The following is a 22,310-nucleotide window of genomic DNA, read 5'->3' as shown; positions in this document are numbered from 1 at the left end:
CCAGAAATTTAAGCATCATATAAGCCTGCATGTCGCTTCTCTGTATTCTTACAAATTCGATTTCGAGGGGTTTGTGTTTTTCGCTGATGTTGTAATAACGTTCATGTGCTGCCCATAGGTGAAACTGGACGACATGAGTCATATACCTATTGGCAATTGAGTATGCCAGCTCACCAACTTTAATACTCTTGAGTAATTTGTCGTTCCGATATCGATATGTCGGCTTTAAACCTTTTGCTAACGGGAATACATCCCAGATTAGCTTTTCTAATTCTATAAAATTCCAATAATGCAAAGTTCTTGCGTAGGAACTTAGATTTTCAAGCCGTTTATTCGCCTTGAGATGAATGAATCAGTGATTTACTGATGCAACATATCTCCAATTTTGGTCATAAAGAGTTGGCAATGCCCCTAGATTACGGCCACTCAGAAACTCTATAGAGTCTGTTTCAGTGATTATTTTACTGCCTATATGTACGTCGTCTGATTTGATCAAGTAAGCCATTGGATGAACTATGTAATAACAGTTAGCTCATCCAGTTTCTGCTACAGTTATCGTGCTCCTAAGGCCTGTAATGTACTAACTTGGGCAGTTTAAGCGCTTTCATTGAATAGTAAAAGTTGCTAGCACTTTCACATGTGAAAGCTTTTGGGGTATATGCAGGAAAGAGATATAAATTCACACTGGTCGTAGACATCCTATCAGATCCTGACCACAGCTGAGTATTAAAGTATCATTCTAGCTGTAGCTCAGGTTTAGACATTTCCAAGTTAGCGGTTTTTCTAAATTAGCTGCATACGGATCACTTCCAAGTATCAAAAGCAGATTTAACTTACTCCAACTTTAATCCTCTTTATTAACCAGACTAGGTCTCATTTCGAGACGGAACTTAAATGCTTTGAGCTCATTTATCTAAACATTTTTAACCAAGCATGCCTGTGCTTAGTTTAGTTGTTGCGTTAATTGCTGAGTAAACTTGACCTTTTAGCAAAAGGTCCCAAATATCTAAACATTGGTTAATAACCCCATCATCTTCATCATCTGCTGCTGCTTCATACAATCGCTGGAGAACTTTGATTAAGTCTGAATCCCTAATACTCCTAGCTCGCTGGTTTTTATCAACAGCATCAGAATTTACGATATTTTTAACGAGCTGTAATAACTCGTTAGAGATACCAACAAGGTTGACTTTGTTTTCATCTAGGTAGTGAAATATTGCCCAGAGGTTATGTAACGCAGCTTTTGAATTTGCTAACACTGAGAAGAATGATGCAGTATCAGCTCTTGACCAATAATTTTTGTTGCTAACACTTCTACCAATTTTTTCCAATATAAGCTTATCATCATCATTCGACAAAATATCATACAATGGAAGTAACTTTTTTATTGTTACATTATAACGAGATTCTGTTAAAAATTGTGAAATCACGCTTGTTGCACCACTTTTTAATGGCGTATCCCACCTTTTAAGCACATGAATTTCTTCACTAAACAGTTCATAGAAAAACCAACGAGCAGCAATTTGACGACCTGCTTCTTTCTTCACTTCATCAAAAGGCGAGCACTTCATTCTTAAAGTTAAATTTATATACTGTTCACGAAACAAACTATCTTCTGTGAAGCCATCGTTAAAAAAATAATGATTACCCCTGATACAGGACATTCTCAAATCTTTATTACACAACTCTAAGAATTTTTGGTGCGCCAACTGTCGGTTGTAATTGTATATTGGCAACAGAAGTTCAGAAGCTGAATAATTCACTGCTGGATGAGGATCATTAATTACGTCATCCAAAGAGTTAATTAATTCACTTGCCAACCTTTCACTTTTCCAATATAAGCGACCAATTGCACTAAAAGCAACGCCTCTGCAACAATTTATTGCATTGGAAGCTAAGGTTTTAACAAGAACATCTTCAACTACATTAGGTTCGTTATTCACTATTACATTTAGCTTTTCTGGTTCAGGATCTTTAGCTGTTTTTGAAAGCATAACCAATAGATCAATCATTTTGTTTGACCAGCCATCTTCAGCTATTCGGCTATCAAAAATTCTAACTATTTGATATTCATATCCTTCATGTCCAAAGTGATTTATAACTTTTTCTATAAATTCTACAGGGCAAAGTTGCCATCCACTTCTATATTGTTCACTAACTCTGTTTTGATCTGTATTAGATAAACCATAATAAATCCACTCAATATAATCTGAATCTATATTGGAAGGCAGTGTTAATGCTAAACTAGCAAACCTTTCTGGCTCATTAATTACGGCAGTTTCTAGGCTTCTAGCAAATTGTTTTACGCTTGATTCATGAACAACTTGCTTGCTTGCTTGACGCCAAGTTTTCCTATTGGTTCTCTCTTTGGGAGTTAAAATCAACTTAGCCCAAGTAAGGTTTGATAAAACATTACCTAATGGAAGTGGTGAAGTTACCATGCCTCCTGAGTGCCTTAAATGGACAGCATGACAAAAGTCCCTTTCGGTGTATTCAATAAATTTTCTATTCAAAACGTCGATTAACTGATTTGATTTTTCAGAGCGTCTTGATTGCGATAACTTAGGTAATAAGAAGTATTGAAGCTCACCCCAATATGAATAATAAATACCTTTTCGGCTGTATTCTAAGCACCATTTATAGTAATCAATAGATCTATTGGGTGTGTAGTTGTAAATTGTTTCTTCTAACTTTAGGAATAAGTCTTCACTACAATGGGGAGAAAATTTTTCAATTAACTCACTTGGTAGTTTCCATTCCGGTTCAATATAGGTATTTCCACAATTCAATCTTTTTTTCGGAGTATAGAGCAACCAACTAACAACTATATCGGCTTCACTAGCGGGGTAACATTTTAGAACTTTTGCTATCAGGTGGTTCAATACTGGGCTTGTAGAGTTTAAGTGTGTAGCAATCGCTTCAGCGAGTTTTTCAGGTTGCTCTATAAGGCATTCTGCGGAACGCTCTATCACTGAAAAAACACAATGAGTAATGCTTTCAAAGGCATCATAGTTTGATTGTCTATCTTGGCACAGCCATGCCTCATCTATTTGCTCATCATCAATATCGCGAACAATAGAATGGACTATATTAAGTAAGCGGTTTAATGCTTCAAAAGGTATTTGGTTTGAAATTTTTACAATACTTTCTAAGTCAGACTCGGTAAATATATCTCGGTAAGATATAGCATCGACTTTATCTCTAGATATATATTTATTTGTATCCAAAACTTTCTTGTAATGATTAAGAAACATTTCGAGAAGATCTAAGGTTCGTATAGGTGCTTTCTTAGCTAATGTTCCCCAATGTATGAATGAAGCGTTTACGCCTGCCGTTAATAGCTGCTTTCGGAGCTCAAACATATCATCAGAATCGTTTTCAATATCCCAGCATAAGGACTCATAAACTCTATTGTTCCATTCTTGGGATTTACCAATGTATGGAACTACCGTTTTCAATACAACGTCAGGCTTTTGGTCTGCTATAGATCTTAAGATTCTCAGTAAGTTCGATACAAGACCTTCATCTGTAGCATTATCCAACCATGCGTTTAGAGCGCCTTGTTCTGACAAATAATGGACTAGCTCAGGATTTGAGTAGCATGTTGATGATAATAGGTGGGGGAAAAGTTCAGGTGATTTAACAATGCTATCAACTAAATTTTTTGCTGGAGCTTTAAAGTTTTTAATTTCTTTAAGTGAGTTAAATAGCAAATACTTTAAGTGAAACCTTATATTTTTACTTTGAAGTAGTGAAGACGCTATTTTGCAAAAATCTTTTTGGCTTTCTGTAAGCAACATGCTCATTGCGTACTTTAAGTGCTCTCTTCTTGTTAATGTTTGTTGCGAAAAGTCACCAATCTCTTCTAGAAGTTTATCGAATGAGTCCTGTGCGGCGCTAAATAACCTAACACCTACTTGGTAATCGAAGAGTGCTTGATGGCTAAAGCTTATTTGCTTGTTTTGTTTTGTAATCAGACCGACAGACAGCAATGCGCTCAATGCAGTTAGCGATATATTGTGTAGGGATGTCTCTGATACAGAGAACTTTGATTTACTAATCATTTGATGTAAAAGTTCATTTATCACCAACAAATTTTGGTTGGGATCCGTTATTTTATTTGCCTCTAATACTCTGTTGTCCCAATAGCGTTTAACAAGTTCAAGCTTGTTCGTAAAGTCAGGGGCTCGTTCTTCCGAAAGAGCTATAGATATGTATATGCTAAGCCAAAGCGGAATTTTAAGTGTATCTTGTTGCTCAGCTGATAAAGTCTCATATTTCTCATAAGGTTGAACTAATTTTTTAACCGTTTCGTCTGAAAGACTAGACAGTTTTACTGTGTTTAACTCATCATTTATCGAACTTAACCAAGCATTTAAAGCAACATCTTCGCTGATATCAAAATCTCTTGAAGCAAATACTATACTAATATCGACATTAGAATCCCTGAGTGTTAATACTTGTCTTACGATCTCTTGACACACATGAAGAGCATTGCCTGAATGAGCAGCTGTCCACCTAATAGCATCTAATTGGTCTAACACTAGTACAATTTTATTATTCAAAGCATATTTTGCTAGAGAATACGTTGGGGTATATGAAAAACCTAATGCTTGGCCAAAAGCATCAGCACTAGTTTCTACCTTACATCTGTCTAGCCTAATTGGTACAACAATTGCACTTTGCAACTCCAGCTCATTCTTTAATTCGAGCAATAGGGCACTTTTACCCATTCCAGCCTCAGCCATTAAAAGAGTTATTGCATAGCTTTGCGTAGACTGAATGAGCTCATCTAGTTCAGGTCTATGAATATTGGTATTTGCAATCAAATAAGGGGTTATTGACTGTTCAAAGTTGGTGTTTAAATTGTTAATTATTGGTGATATTCTATCGTCAGCTTCAAGTACTTTAGCCTCAAAGCCTGATTTTTGTAAATCTTGAAAAAGGTCGTGCGCGGTTATCTTAGTTCTCAATTTGTCATCATTGTCAGCGTAGTGTTTTAGAAAGCTGACAAGTTTGACTGGATTTCCTACGAATAGCTTATTCGCATAATCGTTGAGCTGTTCATTAGAGTGGGTGTCGATTGTATATGGTAATACATGAAACTTGGCTAGGAATTGACGAGCACTATCTAAATGCAATTCATTATTAGAATTTAATCCTAATTTGTCGCAAATATAGTCAAAGTCTTTTTTACGAGTTTTGCTTGTTGATATTTGATACTCGTAATATTGATTGACATTTTCTGGGCTATTTCGGGAACTATCCCTTAAATCGGACATCTGCTTTGATGAGAGTGGAGAAATTACATAAAACTCTCGTTTACCTCTTTCAATTTGTTCAAAGGCATTTTTTAGTATCCCTTTCTCATAAAGAAGAGCAACACTCCAATGTTCCGCATCACCAGCACCAACTTTACATTGATGATGTTCAAGGCTTGCGTCTGAATTTTCAACTATGACATCGGTACCAACTTCATCATTACCTAATGGCTCAACCGTTACAGATGCTATCTTTTCATCTAATAAGCGCAGTAACTGATAAGCAACCCAATTTGCTTCGTAGCGATTACCTAATTTTTCGGCATACCCGCCTGCTTCCATTGCCATGTTAATCTCCAAAGAGTAGTTGCATTGGCTTAACTTATGTCACTCTAAGCCATTAATAGTAAAAACTTATTTCATTACTAAAATTCGCTTAAATCAGTATGGCAGAGTCAGCCCCAAGTCACTCTGCTAACTCGAAATGGGGTATAAACGTGTTAAAGAGGCTGTGTATCGATGAGTCGATAAATGAAGGCCAAAGAACTAGGCTTCGGCCGCTCAGTTTTCCTACAGTAAGAACGTGTGTAGGTGGGTTTTCTACATTAACCCCTCATTGTCACGAACTCTTCCGCCGCTGTTGGGTGGATAGCCACAGTATTATCGAAATCTTTCTTGGTTGCCCCCATCTTCAGCGCAACAGCGAATCCTTGCAAGATTTCATCCATACCAAATCCAATACCATGAATACCAACAATTTTTTCATCCGCCCCCGCACAAACTAATTTCATGCGGCATGGCTGACGATGGGAGGTCACTGCTGTATACATAGCGGTAAAGGACGACTTATAACATTTAACCTGATCAGCACCGTATTTCTCAATAGCTTCAGGCTCCGTTAAACCAACGGTTCCAATAGGTGGATGGCTAAATACAACGGTTGGAATATTACTATAGTCTAAATGCTCATCAGGTTTGTTATTAAACAAACGTTCTGAAAGGCGACGACCCGCGGCAACCGCGACTGGCGTTAATTCAACCGCGCCCGTGTTATCACCTACGGCATACACGCCAGCAACATTGGTATTTTGATATTTATCGACTTTGATGTAGCCTTTTTCATTCAGCTCAACACCTGTCGCTTCAATATTCAAGTTATCTGTCATTGGTTCACGCCCAATAGCCCAGATCAAGGCATCAACAGTGTGTTGTTTGCCATTTTCGAGTTTCAACGTCAGTGAGCCATCTGCATTTTTCACAACTTCTTTTGGCACTGACTCTGTATGCAAAGTGGGGCCTTCGGTATTCATGACTTCAACTAAAGTTTCAACGATCAGCGGGTCGAATGAGCGTAATGGAGCGTGTTTACGCACAAACAAGTGTGCTTCGCTACCAAGACCATTTAATACCCCAGCTAACTCAACCGCGATATAGCCCGCACCAACAACAGCAACACGTTTTGGCAACGCTTCTAACTCAAAGAAGCCATCTGAAGTCATGCCATATTCAGCACCAGGGATGGCAGGGATCACTGGACGACCACCTGTTGCAATCAAAATATGGTCTGCTGTATAAATTTCACCATCGACTTCAACGGTATGTGCGTCAACAAAACGAGCAAATCCCTTGATCACATCAACCTTATTATTGCCTAACACACGATCATAAGACTGGTGGATACGATCAATATAAGCAGTACGACTTGCAATTAATGTTTTCCAATCAAAACGATTAATTGTGGTGTCAAAACCATAGTCAGGGCCGTAAGCACGGATAGCTTCAGAAATTTGTGCGGCATGCCACATCACTTTTTTTGGAACACATCCTACGTTTACACAGGTTCCACCTAATTCTTTCGCTTCGATCAGGGCACACTTTTGTCCATACATCGCTGCACGGTTCATAGAAGCAATGCCGCCACTACCACCACCAATTGCAATATAGTCGTAATGTTTGCTCATAACTTGGTTATCCCATTTTGATTAATTAAAAAGCTATACTCGTTGACTTCTTCAAGTAGCAGCGCTACACGCTAAGATAGGCTATTGACGCCTAATGGCACTCATCACACAACTGACCCTATGCTTAGCCACTTGTTCACTGATCACCTAGCTACACGTCGAATTATTTAGCGTAAAACATGTCCGATTATGCTAATTATCCCTCTAAGCACAATAGTTTCAATAGGTAGGTATTACCTCTCAATGTAATAGCTTTTACCTATTCTGGTACGATCCATTCGACCAATGTATGCCCAGTTCCCTCTGGAACAAGAGTTTGATGCAACCAAGGCAGCACTTTTTTCATCTGCTGTTCTAGCTTCCAAGGGGGATTGATCACAATCATACCTGACGCGGTCATGCCTCGTTGATCGCTATCAGGACGCACCGCTAATTCAATTTGTAGAATTTTACGGATCCCAGTCGCCTCTAATTGGCTGATCATTCTTTTGATCTGTTGACGCAATACAACGGGATACCATATCGCATAAGTCCCCGTCGCAAAACGTTTATAGCCCTCAACAATGCCCTTCACTACCGCTTCATAATCTGATTTCAACTCATAGGGTGGATCCATCAACATAAATCCACGGCGGCTCGGAGGTGGCAATTTTGCTTTTAATTGCTGATAACCATCTTCTTTCGAGACTTGGGCACGATTGTCACGAGAAAACTCTGCACGCAATAAGGGATAATCTGTAGGGTGTAATTCAGTCAGTACGAGTTTGTCTTGCTCACGTAATAAGTATTTCGCTAATAGCGGTGAGCCGGGATAATAACGTAGTCGCCCATTGTCATTCATGCGACGCACGATATTCATATAAGGGAGTAATTCCTCTGGTAGGTCTGGTTGTTCCCAAATACGTGCGATCCCTTGCAGATACTCACCTGTTTTCTCTGCATGTTCTCCCGTCAATTGATAACGGCCAGCCCCTGAATGAGTATCCACATACAGGAAAGGTTTTTCTTTCTCTTTAAGAGATTCAATAATGAGGCTTTGAACAGTGTGCTTTAACACATCCGCATGATTGCCTGCGTGAAAACTATGGCGGTAACTTAGCATGACACTCTTATTTCCTGAGGACATTCAACACTAGCCACGTATGGCTACTATCAAATAGATTCTTTAAAGACAGCCTGTTGAATAAAAATAGACCGAATGATTTGTTCTGATTCTGCACCATTATAGCCAACTTTTTATCAAATTAGCACCATTCCTATTTTGACAAAATAGTGATGACGTCAATACAATAAAAAGCTATCCTAACTAAAATTTCAATATAATTAAGGACAGAAAATGCGTAAAACACTCATGACCACAATGACTACGGTATTAATTTTAGCAGGGACATCCGCAATGGCCGCGAGTCCAAATAATGGCTGCCAAATTAAAAAGCAGAAGATTGAAACGCAAATCGAATATGCTAAAAAGCACGGTAACACACATCGTATAGCTGGGCTACAAAGAGCGCTTGATAATGTTAATACCTACTGTACTCCTGAATCACTTTACCGTGATAGCCAAAAAAATGTCGCGGAAAAACAAGAAAAAGTGCAAGAAAGGGAAGCTGAATTACTCGAAGAAAAACAAAAAGGCGATAGCGGTAAAATTGCCAAACGCGAGCGTAAATTAAAAGAAGCTCAAGAAGAGCTAAAAGAAGCACAAGCGGAATTAGAAACCTATAAAACAGGTTTATAATACTGTGTAATCCTCCCATATTCTTTGTCTAATTGCGCCTTATTTTACAACAATATGACTCCCCTTAATGCCTACTTAATCGATAAAAATAGGCATTAAGGTGAAAAATTTTACCAGTTTGAGCTATAGTATGGTGAAAATTAAGCGAAATTAGACAAGATGTAGAAAGAGGAACGAATGTCGAATATGCAGGATAAAGAGCAAAAAGACGCTGGTAAATTAAAATCTTCACTAAATAAAAGTATCGATAATAGTAAAAAAGCGCTTACCTTTTCGATGAAGGTCGTGAATTTTATTTGTGCGATACCTTTTATTGCACACCTTATTCGCACCGCCCAACGGTTTACTGACCGCATGGGGAATCAGTTCGGTGCTGCTATTACCTATTTTTCGTTCCTCTCTTTAATTCCTGTATTGATGTTCACCTTTGCCGCTGCCGGTTTTGTGTTAGCCAGTAACCCTGAATTACTTGAACGTTTAGTGCGTGGTATCTCAGCCAATATCAGCGACCCAACCTTGGCAAATACTTTAGAAAGAACAATAGATACCGCAATTCGCCAACGTACCACCGTGGGTTTAACCGGTTTAGCGTTAGCCGTCTATTCTGGAGTCAATTGGGTGAATAATTTACGCTTGGCAATTTTAGCGCAATCCCGCCCAGTCTGGGAGCGTAATGAAGATGAACACGAAAAAATTTATTTCCGCTACTTACGTGATTTTCTTGCTTTAATTGGTTTACTGATCGCCTTAATCGTGACAATTACACTAACCTCTGTCGCGGGTTCAGCGCAAGCCACCATAGTAAGAACACTAGGTTTAGACAGCATCGAATGGTTAAGACCTGTTTGGACATTGATCGGCCTTACTATTTCAATTACAGCTAACTTCTTGCTCTTTTTATGGATCTTCTGGATTTTACCACGCATGCAGCATCGCCGTTCATCATTATTGAAAGGCACTTTACTGGCGGCAATTGGTTTTGAAGTGATTAAATCAGTGATGACATGGATTTTACCAAATTTGGCTTCATCACCGTCCGGAGCAGCTTTTGGTTCTGTTTTAGGCCTAATGGCATTTTTCTATTTCTTTGCCAGACTCACACTATTCTGTGCTGCATGGATAGCCACAGATGATCCAAAAGACACGACAGATAAAGAAGCAGTAACCCCTTAACACCATGCGGGATGGCGAAAATAGCCATTATTGCCATCCCGCTGCTGCCTTAAATATCGTTCAATTTTCCATCTCTGACACCAGTGTTTCTATCAACCTTTTTGCGGGCATCTCTCGTGCTTTCATTGCATTTTTCCCTGCCCAATGTGCGGCAAAACCCTCATTACCTATTTTGCTGGCTGCTGCATGCAACTGTTTTCCGATATCATAGGCGATGGGATAATCAGGTATGCGTGGGCACTCATCAACCTGTGTCATTTGTATGAACTGATTAACAATACCTCTGGCTGGTCGGCCTGAAATTGCCGCGGTTAAGGCCGTATTCTCCGCGTTTTTACTGTTTAAATTCCGCCGATAACCTTCATTCGCGGCTGATTCAGGACATAATATAAATGCTGTTCCCAATTGAGCGGCTGCGGCTCCACGCTCCAAAACAGCGATAATATCTTGTCCACTCATTAATCCCCCCGCCGCAATAAGAGGAAGCCGAGTGTGTTGAGCCAACAATTCAACCAAAGCTAATGTGGTAATGCCTTCATCCTGAGCCTGAACATCAAACATACCTCGGTGCCCACCCGCTTCAATACCTTGTGCTACAATTGCATCAATACCGGCTTGTTCAATCAACTGTGCTTCTCTTAAATTAGTTGCTGTCGCTAGCGTGTAAATCCCTTGAGACTTGAGCTGACTAATAGCCTGTTTGTCAGGAATGTTGAAATGAAAACTGACCACCGCGGGCTTCATTTCAAGTAGCAAAGCCAACATATCAGGATCATCCAAGAATGAGGTATACACGTGGTTTAATTGCTTGGGGGGTAATGCATTGAATTTGCTGAATTGATCAGCAAAATAGTGGATCCAGGCTTGCTCTATTTCAGTGTTGCGTACCGGCGTTGCATGGCAAAATACATTTACATTGAAAGGCTTGGTTGTTAAGGCTTGAGTTTGAGCAATTAGCTGACGGGCTTGAGATAGCGAGCTGGCACCAAGTCCCAATGACCCTAAACCTCCAGCCTCAGAGACTGCCGCTGCTAATGCTGGTGTTGAAACACCCGCCATAGGTGCTTGAATTATCGGATATCGCAAGCCTAAACGCTGTAGAAATAATGTTGAATGAACCATTGTCTTTCCTTTATCACAAAGTAGGGTTACACTTATTATTCTCTTATTAAGAATAAATATAGCATCATATTCACAAAAAAAGAAAATGAACTCTGAATCGCTAAAAATATTTTGTATGGTTGCTGAGGAACTCAGCATTACACGGGCAGCGACTCGCTTAGGCAGAGTGCCATCGAACATTACCACTCGAATCCAGCAGCTTGAAACGGATTTGGGGGAACAGCTGTTTATTCGCCAAGGCAAACAGATGCAATTGTCGCAGGCAGGCTTACGCTTTTTGCAATATGCATACCGATTACTTGCCTTAGAACAAGAAGCACGTCATGTCACCAGTTTAGGTAAGGAAGGCGGTCAACTCAGAATAGGCAGTATGGAAAGTACCGCGGCATGTCGTTTGCCACAACCTTTAGCGACCTACCATAAACAATATCCTGAAACACAGCTTTGCTTAACCACAGGCACTACCCAAGCGTTAATAGATCAAATACGCACTGAAAAATTGGATTGTGCTTTTGTCGCTTTACCACCTGATTTGTATGACCTCTCCCAATTCAATGAAATAGGGATACAAACAGAAAAATTATGGCAAGAACGACTTGTTCTCTTACTTCCTGAACAAGATAAAACCGCTAAGACTGCTGAAGATATCCAAACTCGCTCACTGGCTACTTTTGCTCATGGCTGTAGCTACCGCTATCTTGCTGAGCAATGGTTAAACATTCCAAACCAACTAAATTGGCATATTCAGCAACTCAATTCCTACCATGCCATGGTCGCTTGTGTCAGTGCAGGAAGTAGTGTTGCCCTGCTACCTGAACAATTACTCGAATCCATGCCCCATGAGAAACTCGCGCTTGCAACGCTTGATGTTGCCTTATGCCATACTTATTTGATTTATCGCTCAGATTATCATGTGCCTGCATTCGCTGCCTTTAAAGCATTAATGTTAGCTGAATAAAACACAATAGAGCCTTTCTGAACACATGCTAAGCTGATTATTCCAGTATGTTATAACTAGACGAATACACTCAGGTCATCTCGGAATATCAGAGGCATTGGCATAAAAATGATAACAACAGACTCTATTCAGCAATTAGAAAATTTATCCTGCGGCGTTGTGCTGTACTATCACAATCAAGCAAAAGCCACTACCGGCACTTTTTGTGCGAGAGGTAGTGATTTGGCTGGCCATCCCCTAACCGTTGACACACCGTTACGTATTGCCAGTAATACAAAAACATTTACAGCAGCTGCGGTGCTTCGATTAGCCGAAATGGGAAAATTGTCGCTAGATGATGCGATATCACAACATATCGCCACCGAATTTAATCAATTACTTTGTCATCGTTATGCGACAGACCACATTAGCATTCGCCACTTACTCAATCATAGTAGTGGACTTTGTGATCATGCCGATGAACATTATCTCAAACGAGTACTCGCAAGACCTGACTATCAATGGACTCGACTGGAGCAAATGCAAATATACGCCCGTAAATCGTTTCCATTTGTCGCTCCTTCAGAAACATTCATCTATTCAGATACCGGCTATATTTTATTAGGTGATATTATCGAACGCATAACGGGTCAATCACTCGGTCATGCCGTGAGAACACTATTAAAGTTCCATAAAATCGGACTAGATAGCGCTTATTGGGAATGCCTTGAGCAACCGACAACGCAAGCGCCCCGTGCTCGCCAATATTTGAAAGATTTTGAAGGAACACATATTCATGCGTCTATGGACCTCTACGGCGGTGGCGGTCTCATTACCTCTTCTCGACAAATGGCTCGCTTTCTCGAAGCGCTATTTAATGGTGAGATATTTGATAACCCAGAGACACTCAATACGATGCTGAGCGTGGGAACCCACGAAGGTGCACAAGCGTATCGTTTAGGTCTAATGGCAAGTGTCGTCAATGGCGTAACGCTTTATTCGCATCTTGGCTTTTGGGGCTCAGCCGCCTATTACGCCCCTGAAAGCAAAATAAGTGCAGCAGGTTTTGTCGATGACAGAGAGTCTCGTGAAACGTTAATTCAGGTTATTGAAACATTACTGACACAACGCTAACAAACATACCATGTGATAAGTCAATAGCCCCTTATTAGGGGCTATCCGGAAACTCACTATTGTGTCGCTTTAGCGGGTTCAGTGGCTACCGTAGGCTCAGTTTCAACAGCCGAAGCCGGCTCTGCTTGTGGCCACAACACTTTGGTAAATTTCTGACGAATTTGTTCTGCATCCATCAGCTGTTTATCTTTTGGTTGAGTCAAAACAAACGCCGCTTCTTGAGACAATAAACGACGCACTTCCATATTTACTTGCTCAAGCGTTTGGCCAGCAAGGAAAGATTGGCGTAAACGTTGATACTGCTCAGGTGCAATATCAACCACTCCATTTTGCTGAGAAATCAGACGCTGGCCGGCTAATACATCCGTACTGGTACGCGCATATGCGGCAAAGAGTTGTGATAACTGAACTTGCTTCTCATTGATCATTTCATTAAATAATTCAGGTGAAATGCCATTTTGGTCAACCGTTGAAAGCTCATTCAGCACGACATCAGCAACTGCCATCATTTTTTCAGGTGGCGCGTTAACGGTAAGTGTACAGCTTGCCTTTTGATACTGTACTCGGCAATCTAAATTAGAGGAGACCTCATCTTGACTAAACTTTTGATTAAAGGTTTTTTGCAAGGAACGATACAGTGCTTCACGCGCCAAATCACTACCCCAGTAACGCAATAGCACCGCAGAATCATTAATCGGTTGCCAGTCGATATCCCAAATCAATGACAAACTATCCTTCGATTGTTTATCTTGCAAAATATCAATGGATTGAGGCTTAACCTGTGATAAAACCGCTACTGAGACAGGCTCTGAGCGCTTGCCTTCTAAAGATGAAAACGTTTGTGTGATATAGTCAGACAGCATGCGAGCATCTACATGGCCTGCAACATAGAGTGTCATCACATCCGGTGTGTACCATTTTTGATAAAAAGCGTTCACACTTTCTAAATTCACATTATCACTAATCTTTTGGCCGGGATCATACCCCATCATCGCAGAACCTTTTAAACGAGCACGCCAGACAGGGTCTGTAGCATCAAGAGGTAATGTGGCAACAGGTGCATTTGTCACTGTTAACCCATTATGCAATGATGTTTCTGTATAGATTGCGCCCGCAGCAGAAGTTGCCAACCAGTTTAGCGCTTGTTTAAGAAGTTCAGGCTTATTATGCGGTAAACTTAAACTGTAAATTGTGTAGTCATACGAAACAACCGCTGGGGGAATGGGTACATCAGGATCAGTCGCCTGACGCCAAAAATTTTGTAATGTCGCCGCTGGAAATGCTTCAGTTTGGTGTAGTAATGCCATTTTCGGGATTAAATAGCTATACCCCTTTTCACTCGCTTTTTCTGATAGTGAGCCAGCCTTGATGGCTAACCTAAGCTGAATTCGGTCATTTGGACGTTGTGGTGTTTGTAGCAGTTGCCAACTGAAGCCATTCTCAAGCTTTCCTTGTTGCCATGCTGGATCAGGCTGTAATGGTTCAGCACTCGCAAAGCCAGCGACTGACAATAGCACCACACTGAAGATATACCGAATTTTCGAACCCTGCATGTAGACCCCTATGTATTTTCTATCCTTGTATTTAACCGCAAAAAATGACTGACAAATTAACGAAAAGCGTTAATTATAGGGTTAAATGATATGGTTGGGTCGCATACAATATTAATGACACCAACTATTTACGATATTAGACCACAAAGCTCATCACATGTTCATGACTTAGTCTGAATTTTGCTTTTTTCTTTGGCGGTTATAATTCTTCGCCAAAAGACCAATCTCGTCATCCTCATGATAATTTGGCACTGCGATATCGTGATTATCATCATCCTGTAATTCTAGCGCAATTTTGCGTAATGGCCTGACGATCATTCTACTGACACACCATGTCATTGCTATCGCGATAATTAAGACCAATAGCAAATAGGTTGTAATCATCAGCGCTAATGTATTAACCGCGAAACGATAGACCCGATTAGAATCAACTTGGAGTGTTAAATACCCCTGTGGTTTTGCTGTCAGAATGGTATTCCCATATGCGTACAAAGGTACCGTCATTTCTACTGGAATACCTGCAAATTTTATTGCCCAATCAGGAATTGGCCTAGCGGTTGCAAAATCTAAATTCATAACGGTTGCACCATCTACCGTCACAATGGCTTTCCCCATAATACCCGATGTTTTCAGGCTTACGAGTAACCTTTTAACCTCGTTCAGATCTGAACTGAGCAACGAATCCGTTAATGGTTTTTGGATCTGCACTACAGCATTGCTCAATTGGTCAAGATAGTCATTTTTTCTTTGATCAAGTAAGTAACTAAATTGAATTCCCAAAAAAAGGGCGAGTGAACTTAACGTGATCACAAAAAATACGATCATGCTTTTTAACGTTAGTGAACGCTGAACTCGGGCCTTCATTTTTCCGAAACCTTATTTATCAAGCTTCTTTTCAATTTAATATTCTTGCTGCTTAAATGGCTATGTTTTCAACAAGGACAAATGGCTTCTGACCGTTATCCTTTTGACCCAGTATATAGCAACCTATATACAGGCACGCTTCACCCATATTATCTTATAGCAACTGAATACAGATAGTTATTTAAGCTAAATAATGAAAGTTTAGGTACCGTTACCAGAAGATAAGTTTACGGGGTATAGGATATCGCTAGCCAAAACCCAGTATACTTGATTTTATCGGGAAAAGAGCAGTTAAAAATGAAAGTTTATGTAATTAGGACAAAGGGGCAGTTGGCATCGGTATCTATAACGGCATAACGCTGGATAACGGCAAAAAGAGCACACTTTTTGCCGTCTTAACCCCTTAACTCACTACTAACGTATTTTTTTCATCTTCTTCTACTGCAAAACACGCCACTAACTGACCATCATACTCTTTAAGTGAAGGCTGGAATTGCGTGCATTGCCCAAACGCTCTGCGGCAACGAGCAGCAAAAGCACATCCTGGCGGTGGATTCAATGGACTTGGTAATTCTCCAGTCAGCTTTATACGCTCACGGCGTGAACTTGGATTCAAGCGTGGCGTTGCGGATAGCAAGGCTTGCGTATAAGGGTGCAAAGGATTATTAAAAATTTGCTCTTTGGTTCCCTTTTCTACACAGCGCCCTAAGTACATCACCATGACTTCATCAGCAATATGCTCAACGACTGAAAGATCATGTGAAATAAACACATAAGAAAGCCCAAGCTCCTGCTGTAAATCCATCATTAAGTTAAGTACTTGAGCACGGACAGAAACATCCAGCGCAGAAACAGGTTCATCTGCAACGACGACATCAGGATCAAGCATTAACCCTCTTGCAATCGCAATACGCTGACGCTGCCCGCCCGAAAACATATGCGGGTAACGCTCATAATGCTCTGTTTTTAAACCGACTTTTGCCATCATTGATAAGACTTTTTCTCTACGTTGCTCTTTAGACAATGGCGTATTAATCAATAACGGCTCTTCCAGTATTTGCCCAACTTTTTTACGTGGATTCAACGAGCCATAAGGATTTTGGAACACAATTTGAATTTTTTGACGGCGTAATTTTTCTGCTGTTTTATCTTTTACCAATAAATTTTGATCTTGATAATACAGCTCACCTTCCGTCGGTTGCTCAATCATGGTTAATAAACGACCTAGTGTCGATTTACCACAACCAGACTCCCCAACCACCGCAAGCGTTTTACCTTTTTCAAGTTCAAATGAAACGCCATCTAATGCTTTTACTAGCTTTTCAGCCGAAAATAGACCGCTTTTTGCGGAGTAATATTTTTTTAAATTGACGGCCTGTAGTAATGGTTTATTTTGCTTTTCGCTCATAATGTCGGCCTCCCCATATCATCCAAAGGCATGTGACATTTCACCTGCCTATCCCCAATAGAGCGCAGCTCAGGCTCCTCTATACGGCAACGTTCTGTCGCATATGGACAGCGAGGATTCAACAAGCAACCTTGTGGCCGATCATATTTGCCAGGAACAACGCCAGGTAAAGAAGCGAGCCGAGATTTATTCGTTGAAAACTCGGGTAATGCACGTAATAACGCTTGAGTATAAGGATGTCGTGGAGATTTAAAGATATCGGAAGCTTTTGCAGATTCAACAACTTGACCTGCATACATCACAATAATGTGGTGTGCCGCTTCCGCGACTAAGGCAAGGTCATGTGTAATCAAGACCAATGCCATATTTTCTTGCTGCTGTAATTCAAGCAATAATTCAATAATTTGAGCTTGAATGGTTACGTCAAGAGCAGTCGTGGGTTCATCTGCGATCAAGAGTTTTGGTCGACATGCAATAGCCATTGCGATCATCACACGCTGACTCATCCCTCCGGACAGTTGGTGAGGATAAACGTCAAGCCGTGATTGCGGATCAGGGATCCCCACCATCGTCAGCAAGTCAATCGCACGTTGCTTGCGTGTACTCTTGCTACCACCTTGGTGCACTTTCAGGGCTTCCATAATCTGATAACCCACAGTAAAGCAAGGGTTAAGACTCGTCATAGGATCCTGAAATATCATTGCGACATCTGCACCAACAATCTGTCTACGCTCTTTTTCTGGAATCGACAGTAAATCCCGTCCATCAAATTGCAATGCATTTGCCATCACTTTGCCGGGGTAGTCAATCAACCCCATAATTGCCAAGGAACTCACCGATTTCCCTGAACCGGATTCACCAACGATACCGACAACCTGACCTTTCTCAACGCGATAGCTAATGCGGTCAACGGCGCGGAACGGAGTAGCTTCATCACCGAAGTGTACCGAAAGTTGTTCTACATTTAACAATGCCATTAGATTACCTCATTACTGCTTGAGTTTTGGATCAAATGCATCACGTAAACCATCACCCATCAGGTTAAACGCTAATACAGTCAACAAAATTGCTAAACCTGGAAAGGTGACCACCCACCATGCACTTTGAGCGAATTGCAGCACATCCGATAACATTGTGCCCCACTCTGGTGTTGGTGGTTGCGCCCCCATACCAAGGAACCCTAAAGCAGCCATATCTAAAATAGCATTAGAAAAACCAAGCGACGCTTGAACAATTAACGGTGCCAAACAGTTAGGTAAAATATTGACAAACATCTGGCGGACAGCACCTGCCCCCGCAACACGAGAAGCCGTCACATAATCGCGATTAACTTCAACTAGTACAGCAGCACGGGTCAATCGAATATAGTGTGGCAGTGCTACGAAGGTTAAAGCAATCGACGCATTCACAATAGACGGGCCAAAAATAGCGACCAACACAAGTGCCAGCAGTAAGCTTGGTAGTGCTAACATGATATCAACGACACGCATAATAATGGCATCGACCACACCACCGAAATAACCCGCAATCACTCCAAGCGCCACCCCAGAAATTAACGACAGGACGACGACTAGGCAGCCGACCAGCAGAGATAAACGGGCGCCATACATCAAACGTGATAACAGGTCACGCCCGACATCATCCGTACCTAAAATAAATTGCCAACTTCCTCCATGTTCCCAAACAGGTGGAACCAATAAGAAGTCACGGAATTGTTCATCGGGTGCATGAGGTGCCAGTACCCCAGCAAAAATAGCAATTAAGATCATTAAGATGATATATATCATCCCAATAACAGCGCCTTTATTGCGTTTGAAATAATGCCAAAACTCTTGAAATGGTGTCATCGGCTTAGGGGCGCTGACAACCGTTGGCTCAGTAGATTGAGACATTTTAGCGCTCCTTATTTTTTATGGCGAATACGTGGGTTAACAATGCCATACAGCACATCAACCACTAGGTTAACAAAAATAATCAGTGTCGCGACTAACAGAACACCACCTTGCACAACGGGGTAATCGCGGCGTTGCAACCCTTCAATCAACCATCGACCTAGGCCGGGCCATGAGAAAATCGTCTCGGTGAGGATTGCCCCTGCTAGCATTACGCCAACTTGGAGGCCAATCACAGTCACAACAGGCAACAATGCATTACGCAATGCATGGATCAGAATAACGCGTGCGCGGCTAACGCCTTTTGCCCTAGCTGTACGAATATAGTCTTCACCAAGTACTTCTAACATTGAGGAACGAGTCATACGTACAATGACCGCTAACGGTATCGTCCCCAAGACAATCGATGGCAGTATTAAATGCTCAACAGCATCAATAAAGTTGCCTTCTTCTCCCCAAATAAACGTATCAATTAACATAAAGCCAGTAAGTGGATATGAATCATCAAGGAAAACACTATCACTCACACGTCCAGATACTGGGGTCAAATCCCAGTGCACAGACACGAGCATGATTAGCATGATGCCCCACCAAAAGATTGGCATGGAATAACCCGTCAGTGATAGACCAATCGCTGTGTGATCAAAAATAGAACCACGTTTAACCGCAGCTAATACACCAACAGGGATCCCGACAGAAACAGCAAAAATCATCGCACAAATAGCCAGTTCCATTGTGGCTTTAAAGCGAGGGAAGAACTCATCCCACACCTCGATACGGCTCTTCAATGAAATTCCCAAGTCGCCATGAAATATGCCGTTAATATAATGAAGATACTGTTTCCAAAGAGGCTGATCTAAGCCCAATTCAGCCATTAGGTAAGCATGCCGTTCAGGCGATAAGCCCCTTTCTCCTGCCATAATCATCACAGGATCACCTGGAATCATATGCACAAAAGCGAAAGTGAGTAATGTAATACCGATAAACGTTGGGATAACTAATCCCAAGCGTCGGAGGATAAATTGCAACATATCCCGAATCTCTTTAATAATGCCTTTGACGGCTCTAAGTCCGTTTGGCTAATCAGAAGGGTGCTATTTCTTCTGCCTGCTCACAAAGAACTAAGTTTTCTGTTTCCCTGAAATTCAGAGGCGAAAACGCCCTTCGTTATCAGAGGATGACGAAGGGCTGTGACAAATTAACAACGATTATTTTTCAATATCGACGTTTTCAAAGTGGTGTTTGCCGAGTGGATCGACAACATAGCCCTTCACTTCTTTACGTACTGGTTCAAATACTGTTGAATGCGCAATGATTAAGGCAGGAGCTTGTTCATTCATAACAACCTGTGCTTGTTTGTAGAGGTCAACACGTTTGTTATGATCCGCAGTCATACGAGCAGGTTGGATCAGGTCTTCAAAACCTTGATAACACCATTTCGAATAGTTAGAACCTTGTTCTTTTGCCGCGCAGCTAAACAGCGTTGCAAAGAAGTTATCTGGGTCACCATTATCACCGGTCCATCCCATCATCACCGTTTGTGGCTCACCATCTTTGGCGCGTTTGAGGTATTCGCCCCACTCATAGCTCACAACTTTCGATTTAACACCAATTTTTGCCCAGTCTGCTTGGATCATTTCAGCCATACGGCGCGCATTTGGGTTGTATGGACGTTGTACAGGCATTGCCCACAGATCAATCTCAAATCCATTAGGGAAACCTGCTTCAGCTAACAGTGCTTTCGCTTTTTCAGGATTATATTCATAATCCTTCACATCATCGTTGTAACTCCACATCGTTGGTGGAATTAAGTTTTTCGCTTTTTGGCCAGCGCCTTGGTAAACCGCATCAATGATGGCATCTTTATTAACCGCCATTGACAAAGCTTGGCGAACTTTTTGGTTATCTAATGGTTTCTTCTCAACGTTGAAAGAGAGATAACCCACGTTCAAACCTGGCTGTTCCATTAGCGTGATATTTTTGTCTTGCTTCATGCGCTCTAGGTCAGCCGGATTTGGATACGGCATCACTTGGCATTCATTTTTTTGTAACTTCGCGTAACGGACAGAAGCGTCAGGTGTAATGGAGAAGACTAAACGATCGATTTTCGGTTTATTGCCCCAATACTCTTTGTTCGCTTTGTAAAGGATACGAGAGTCTTTCTGATACTGTTGTAACTGGAATGGACCTGTACCGATCGGGTTCAAGTCAACTTTTTGTGGTGTACCTGCTGCCAGCATTTGATCTGCATATTCAGCAGAAAGAATCGATGCGAAATCCATTGCCATATCGGCAAGGAATGGCGATTCAGGACGAGTCAATGTAATACGAACGGTATTGTCGTCGACTTTCTCAACTTTATCGATGATCTTATCCATATCCATTCCCATAAAGTATTCATAGCTACCGCCAGAAATTTTATGGTATGGATGATTTGGATCTTTTTGGCGCATAAAGGAATAAATCACATCATCCGCATTGAAATCACGACTCGGTTTAAAGTCCTTACTGGAATGCCATTTAACGCCTTTACGTAAATGGAAAGTATAAACTTTACCATCTTCACTGACTTCCCAGCTCTCTGCTAATCCAGGCTCAATCTCTGTCGTGCCCAGTTTAAACTCAACAAGCCGATTATATAATGGAATTGAGCTAGCATCGTATGTTGTACCTGAAGTGAATAGCTGTGGATTAAAACCTTCAGGGGATCCTTCTGAACAATAGACCAATGTTTTTGCTTGCACAGAGGCAGAAACTGCAAGTGCTGAAAGTGTAAGCCCTACTGCCAATAAACCTGTCTTTTTGATTGAGAGCGCCATCTGTATGCTCCTGTGGTGTTCATGTGTTATTTGCTTAATGCCCTACCCATCATAGGAATGACAGATAAGGAATCTGTATTTTTTAGTTATTCATAGTGCAATTAATCAACTGTCACCCACTTCGTCAATAGTATGTCTCACTCCCTTCTCTACTAACTTATAACATTTTAGAAACATATATGGCGTGTTATTAGTCTATTGTATAGATACTCAACCAATAACGCAGAAGTAATAACCACAAAAACAGTATAGAATAGCTTTTTATCACGTGGTGATTTATTTTTATATTTGTGATTAAGTGCTGAATTACTGAACGAAAATAGTGTAACTTCTCAGAGAGTGCGGCATAAAGTTCTGAAGCATTATCGGCTAATAATCTGCTTAGCTTATTATTGTTTTGCTTATTTTTTATTCACATAAAAATGAGCGCGCCATGATAATTTAACAA

General features: G+C 41.0%; 15 protein-coding genes. 4 read left to right on the top strand and 11 right to left on the bottom strand.

All coding sequences use genetic code 11. The features are described 5' to 3' along the window. Nucleotides 1-923 precede the first annotated feature (923 nt). From ACWPW6_RS01500 to ACWPW6_RS01490, 3 genes are all read right to left on the bottom strand, one after another. Nucleotides 924-5,609 (bottom strand): NACHT domain-containing protein, encoded by a 4,686-nt coding sequence (locus tag ACWPW6_RS01500; protein WP_249999689.1) that lies wholly within the window; start codon nt 5,607-5,609, stop codon nt 924-926. 257 nt (nt 5,610-5,866) lie between these two features. After that, on the bottom strand, nt 5,867-7,222 hold the full coding sequence (gene gorA / locus ACWPW6_RS01495; RefSeq protein ID WP_249999687.1) for a glutathione-disulfide reductase: 1,356 nt from the start codon (nt 7,220-7,222) through the stop codon (nt 5,867-5,869). A 259-nt stretch (nt 7,223-7,481) separates the two neighbouring features. Further along, nucleotides 7,482-8,324: a 23S rRNA (adenine(2030)-N(6))-methyltransferase RlmJ gene (locus tag ACWPW6_RS01490; RefSeq protein WP_154624376.1), complete on the bottom strand. Its 843-nt coding sequence runs from the start codon at nt 8,322-8,324 to the stop codon at nt 7,482-7,484. 234 nt (nt 8,325-8,558) lie between these two features. On the opposite strand from ACWPW6_RS01490, the gene ACWPW6_RS01485 reads away from it, so the two are divergent. Both ACWPW6_RS01485 and yhjD read left to right on the top strand, forming a co-directional pair. Continuing rightward, nucleotides 8,559-8,960, top strand: a complete 402-nt coding sequence (locus ACWPW6_RS01485) for a DUF1090 domain-containing protein (protein WP_196713878.1) — start codon at nt 8,559-8,561, stop codon at nt 8,958-8,960. Between the two features lie 177 nt (nt 8,961-9,137). Continuing rightward, on the top strand, nt 9,138-10,133 hold the full coding sequence (gene yhjD / locus ACWPW6_RS01480; protein WP_249999685.1) for an inner membrane protein YhjD: 996 nt from the start codon (nt 9,138-9,140) through the stop codon (nt 10,131-10,133). Between the two features lie 60 nt (nt 10,134-10,193). Here the strand turns inward: yhjD and ACWPW6_RS01475 are convergent, their stop codons facing one another. Further along, complete coding sequence (locus ACWPW6_RS01475; protein ID WP_454209252.1) at nt 10,194-11,255, bottom strand: NAD(P)H-dependent flavin oxidoreductase; 1,062 nt, start codon at nt 11,253-11,255, stop codon at nt 10,194-10,196. An 85-nt stretch (nt 11,256-11,340) separates the two neighbouring features. Here ACWPW6_RS01475 and ACWPW6_RS01470 point away from each other — a divergent pair, with 85 nt between their 5' ends. Then, on the top strand, nt 11,341-12,213 hold the full coding sequence (locus tag ACWPW6_RS01470; protein WP_454209251.1) for a LysR family transcriptional regulator: 873 nt from the start codon (nt 11,341-11,343) through the stop codon (nt 12,211-12,213). A 108-nt stretch (nt 12,214-12,321) separates the two neighbouring features. Next, nucleotides 12,322-13,326 carry a serine hydrolase domain-containing protein gene (locus tag ACWPW6_RS01465; RefSeq protein WP_154624371.1) on the top strand — a complete coding sequence of 335 codons (1,005 nt, stop codon included), beginning with the start codon at nt 12,322-12,324 and terminating at the stop codon, nt 13,324-13,326. Between the two features lie 56 nt (nt 13,327-13,382). Here ACWPW6_RS01465 and ACWPW6_RS01460 read toward each other — a convergent pair whose 3' ends face one another. The 7 genes from ACWPW6_RS01460 to dppA form a co-directional block, all read right to left on the bottom strand. Next, nucleotides 13,383-14,879 (bottom strand): M16 family metallopeptidase, encoded by a 1,497-nt coding sequence (locus ACWPW6_RS01460; protein ID WP_249999681.1) that lies wholly within the window; start codon nt 14,877-14,879, stop codon nt 13,383-13,385. 168 nt (nt 14,880-15,047) lie between these two features. Further along, nucleotides 15,048-15,743, bottom strand: coding sequence for a HAMP domain-containing protein (locus ACWPW6_RS01455; RefSeq protein ID WP_154624369.1), 696 nt, complete (start codon nt 15,741-15,743; stop codon nt 15,048-15,050). A 403-nt stretch (nt 15,744-16,146) separates the two neighbouring features. Beyond that, nucleotides 16,147-17,151 carry a dipeptide ABC transporter ATP-binding subunit DppF gene (gene dppF / locus ACWPW6_RS01450; RefSeq protein ID WP_154624368.1) on the bottom strand — a complete coding sequence of 335 codons (1,005 nt, stop codon included), beginning with the start codon at nt 17,149-17,151 and terminating at the stop codon, nt 16,147-16,149. Continuing rightward, entirely contained in the window at nt 17,148-18,128 is a 981-nt protein-coding gene (gene dppD / locus ACWPW6_RS01445) for a dipeptide ABC transporter ATP-binding protein (RefSeq protein WP_154624367.1), read from the bottom strand. The genes dppF and dppD overlap by 4 nt, the downstream gene beginning before the upstream one ends. A gap of 12 nt (nt 18,129-18,140) precedes the next feature. Then, nucleotides 18,141-19,043 (bottom strand): dipeptide ABC transporter permease DppC, encoded by a 903-nt coding sequence (dppC, locus tag ACWPW6_RS01440; protein ID WP_154624366.1) that lies wholly within the window; start codon nt 19,041-19,043, stop codon nt 18,141-18,143. 11 nt (nt 19,044-19,054) lie between these two features. Further along, complete coding sequence (dppB, locus tag ACWPW6_RS01435; RefSeq protein ID WP_154624365.1) at nt 19,055-20,074, bottom strand: dipeptide ABC transporter permease DppB; 1,020 nt, start codon at nt 20,072-20,074, stop codon at nt 19,055-19,057. A 177-nt stretch (nt 20,075-20,251) separates the two neighbouring features. Continuing rightward, entirely contained in the window at nt 20,252-21,862 is a 1,611-nt protein-coding gene (gene dppA / locus ACWPW6_RS01430; protein ID WP_154624364.1) for a dipeptide ABC transporter periplasmic-binding protein DppA, read from the bottom strand. Nucleotides 21,863-22,310: the final 448 nt, after the last annotated feature.

It is taken from the genome of Providencia sp. Marseille-Q8014 (assembly GCF_965112055.1).
The sequence above is the reverse complement of the archived record's forward strand: the minus strand, read 5'-3'. Positions and strand labels throughout refer to the sequence as shown.

Bases quoted from the DNA above. Each gene is read 5' to 3' on its own strand.
- ACWPW6_RS01485 (WP_196713878.1), top strand. From the start codon at position 8,559: ATGCGTAAAACACTCATGACCACAATGACTACGGTATTAATTTTAGCA.
- ACWPW6_RS01490 (WP_154624376.1), bottom strand. From the start codon at position 8,324: ATGCTAAGTTACCGCCATAGTTTTCACGCAGGCAATCATGCGGATGTG.
- dppA (WP_154624364.1), bottom strand. From the start codon at position 21,862: ATGGCGCTCTCAATCAAAAAGACAGGTTTATTGGCAGTAGGGCTTACA.
- ACWPW6_RS01500 (WP_249999689.1), bottom strand. From the start codon at position 5,609: ATGGCAATGGAAGCAGGCGGGTATGCCGAAAAATTAGGTAATCGCTAC.
- ACWPW6_RS01475 (WP_454209252.1), bottom strand. From the start codon at position 11,255: ATGGTTCATTCAACATTATTTCTACAGCGTTTAGGCTTGCGATATCCG.
- ACWPW6_RS01465 (WP_154624371.1), top strand. From the start codon at position 12,322: ATGATAACAACAGACTCTATTCAGCAATTAGAAAATTTATCCTGCGGC.
- dppD (WP_154624367.1), bottom strand. From the start codon at position 18,128: ATGGCATTGTTAAATGTAGAACAACTTTCGGTACACTTCGGTGATGAA.
- dppC (WP_154624366.1), bottom strand. From the start codon at position 19,043: ATGTCTCAATCTACTGAGCCAACGGTTGTCAGCGCCCCTAAGCCGATG.
- dppF (WP_154624368.1), bottom strand. From the start codon at position 17,151: ATGAGCGAAAAGCAAAATAAACCATTACTACAGGCCGTCAATTTAAAA.
- yhjD (WP_249999685.1), top strand. From the start codon at position 9,138: ATGTCGAATATGCAGGATAAAGAGCAAAAAGACGCTGGTAAATTAAAA.
- ACWPW6_RS01470 (WP_454209251.1), top strand. From the start codon at position 11,341: ATGAACTCTGAATCGCTAAAAATATTTTGTATGGTTGCTGAGGAACTC.
- ACWPW6_RS01460 (WP_249999681.1), bottom strand. From the start codon at position 14,879: ATGCAGGGTTCGAAAATTCGGTATATCTTCAGTGTGGTGCTATTGTCA.
- ACWPW6_RS01455 (WP_154624369.1), bottom strand. From the start codon at position 15,743: ATGAAGGCCCGAGTTCAGCGTTCACTAACGTTAAAAAGCATGATCGTA.
- gorA (WP_249999687.1), bottom strand. From the start codon at position 7,222: ATGAGCAAACATTACGACTATATTGCAATTGGTGGTGGTAGTGGCGGC.
- dppB (WP_154624365.1), bottom strand. From the start codon at position 20,074: ATGTTGCAATTTATCCTCCGACGCTTGGGATTAGTTATCCCAACGTTT.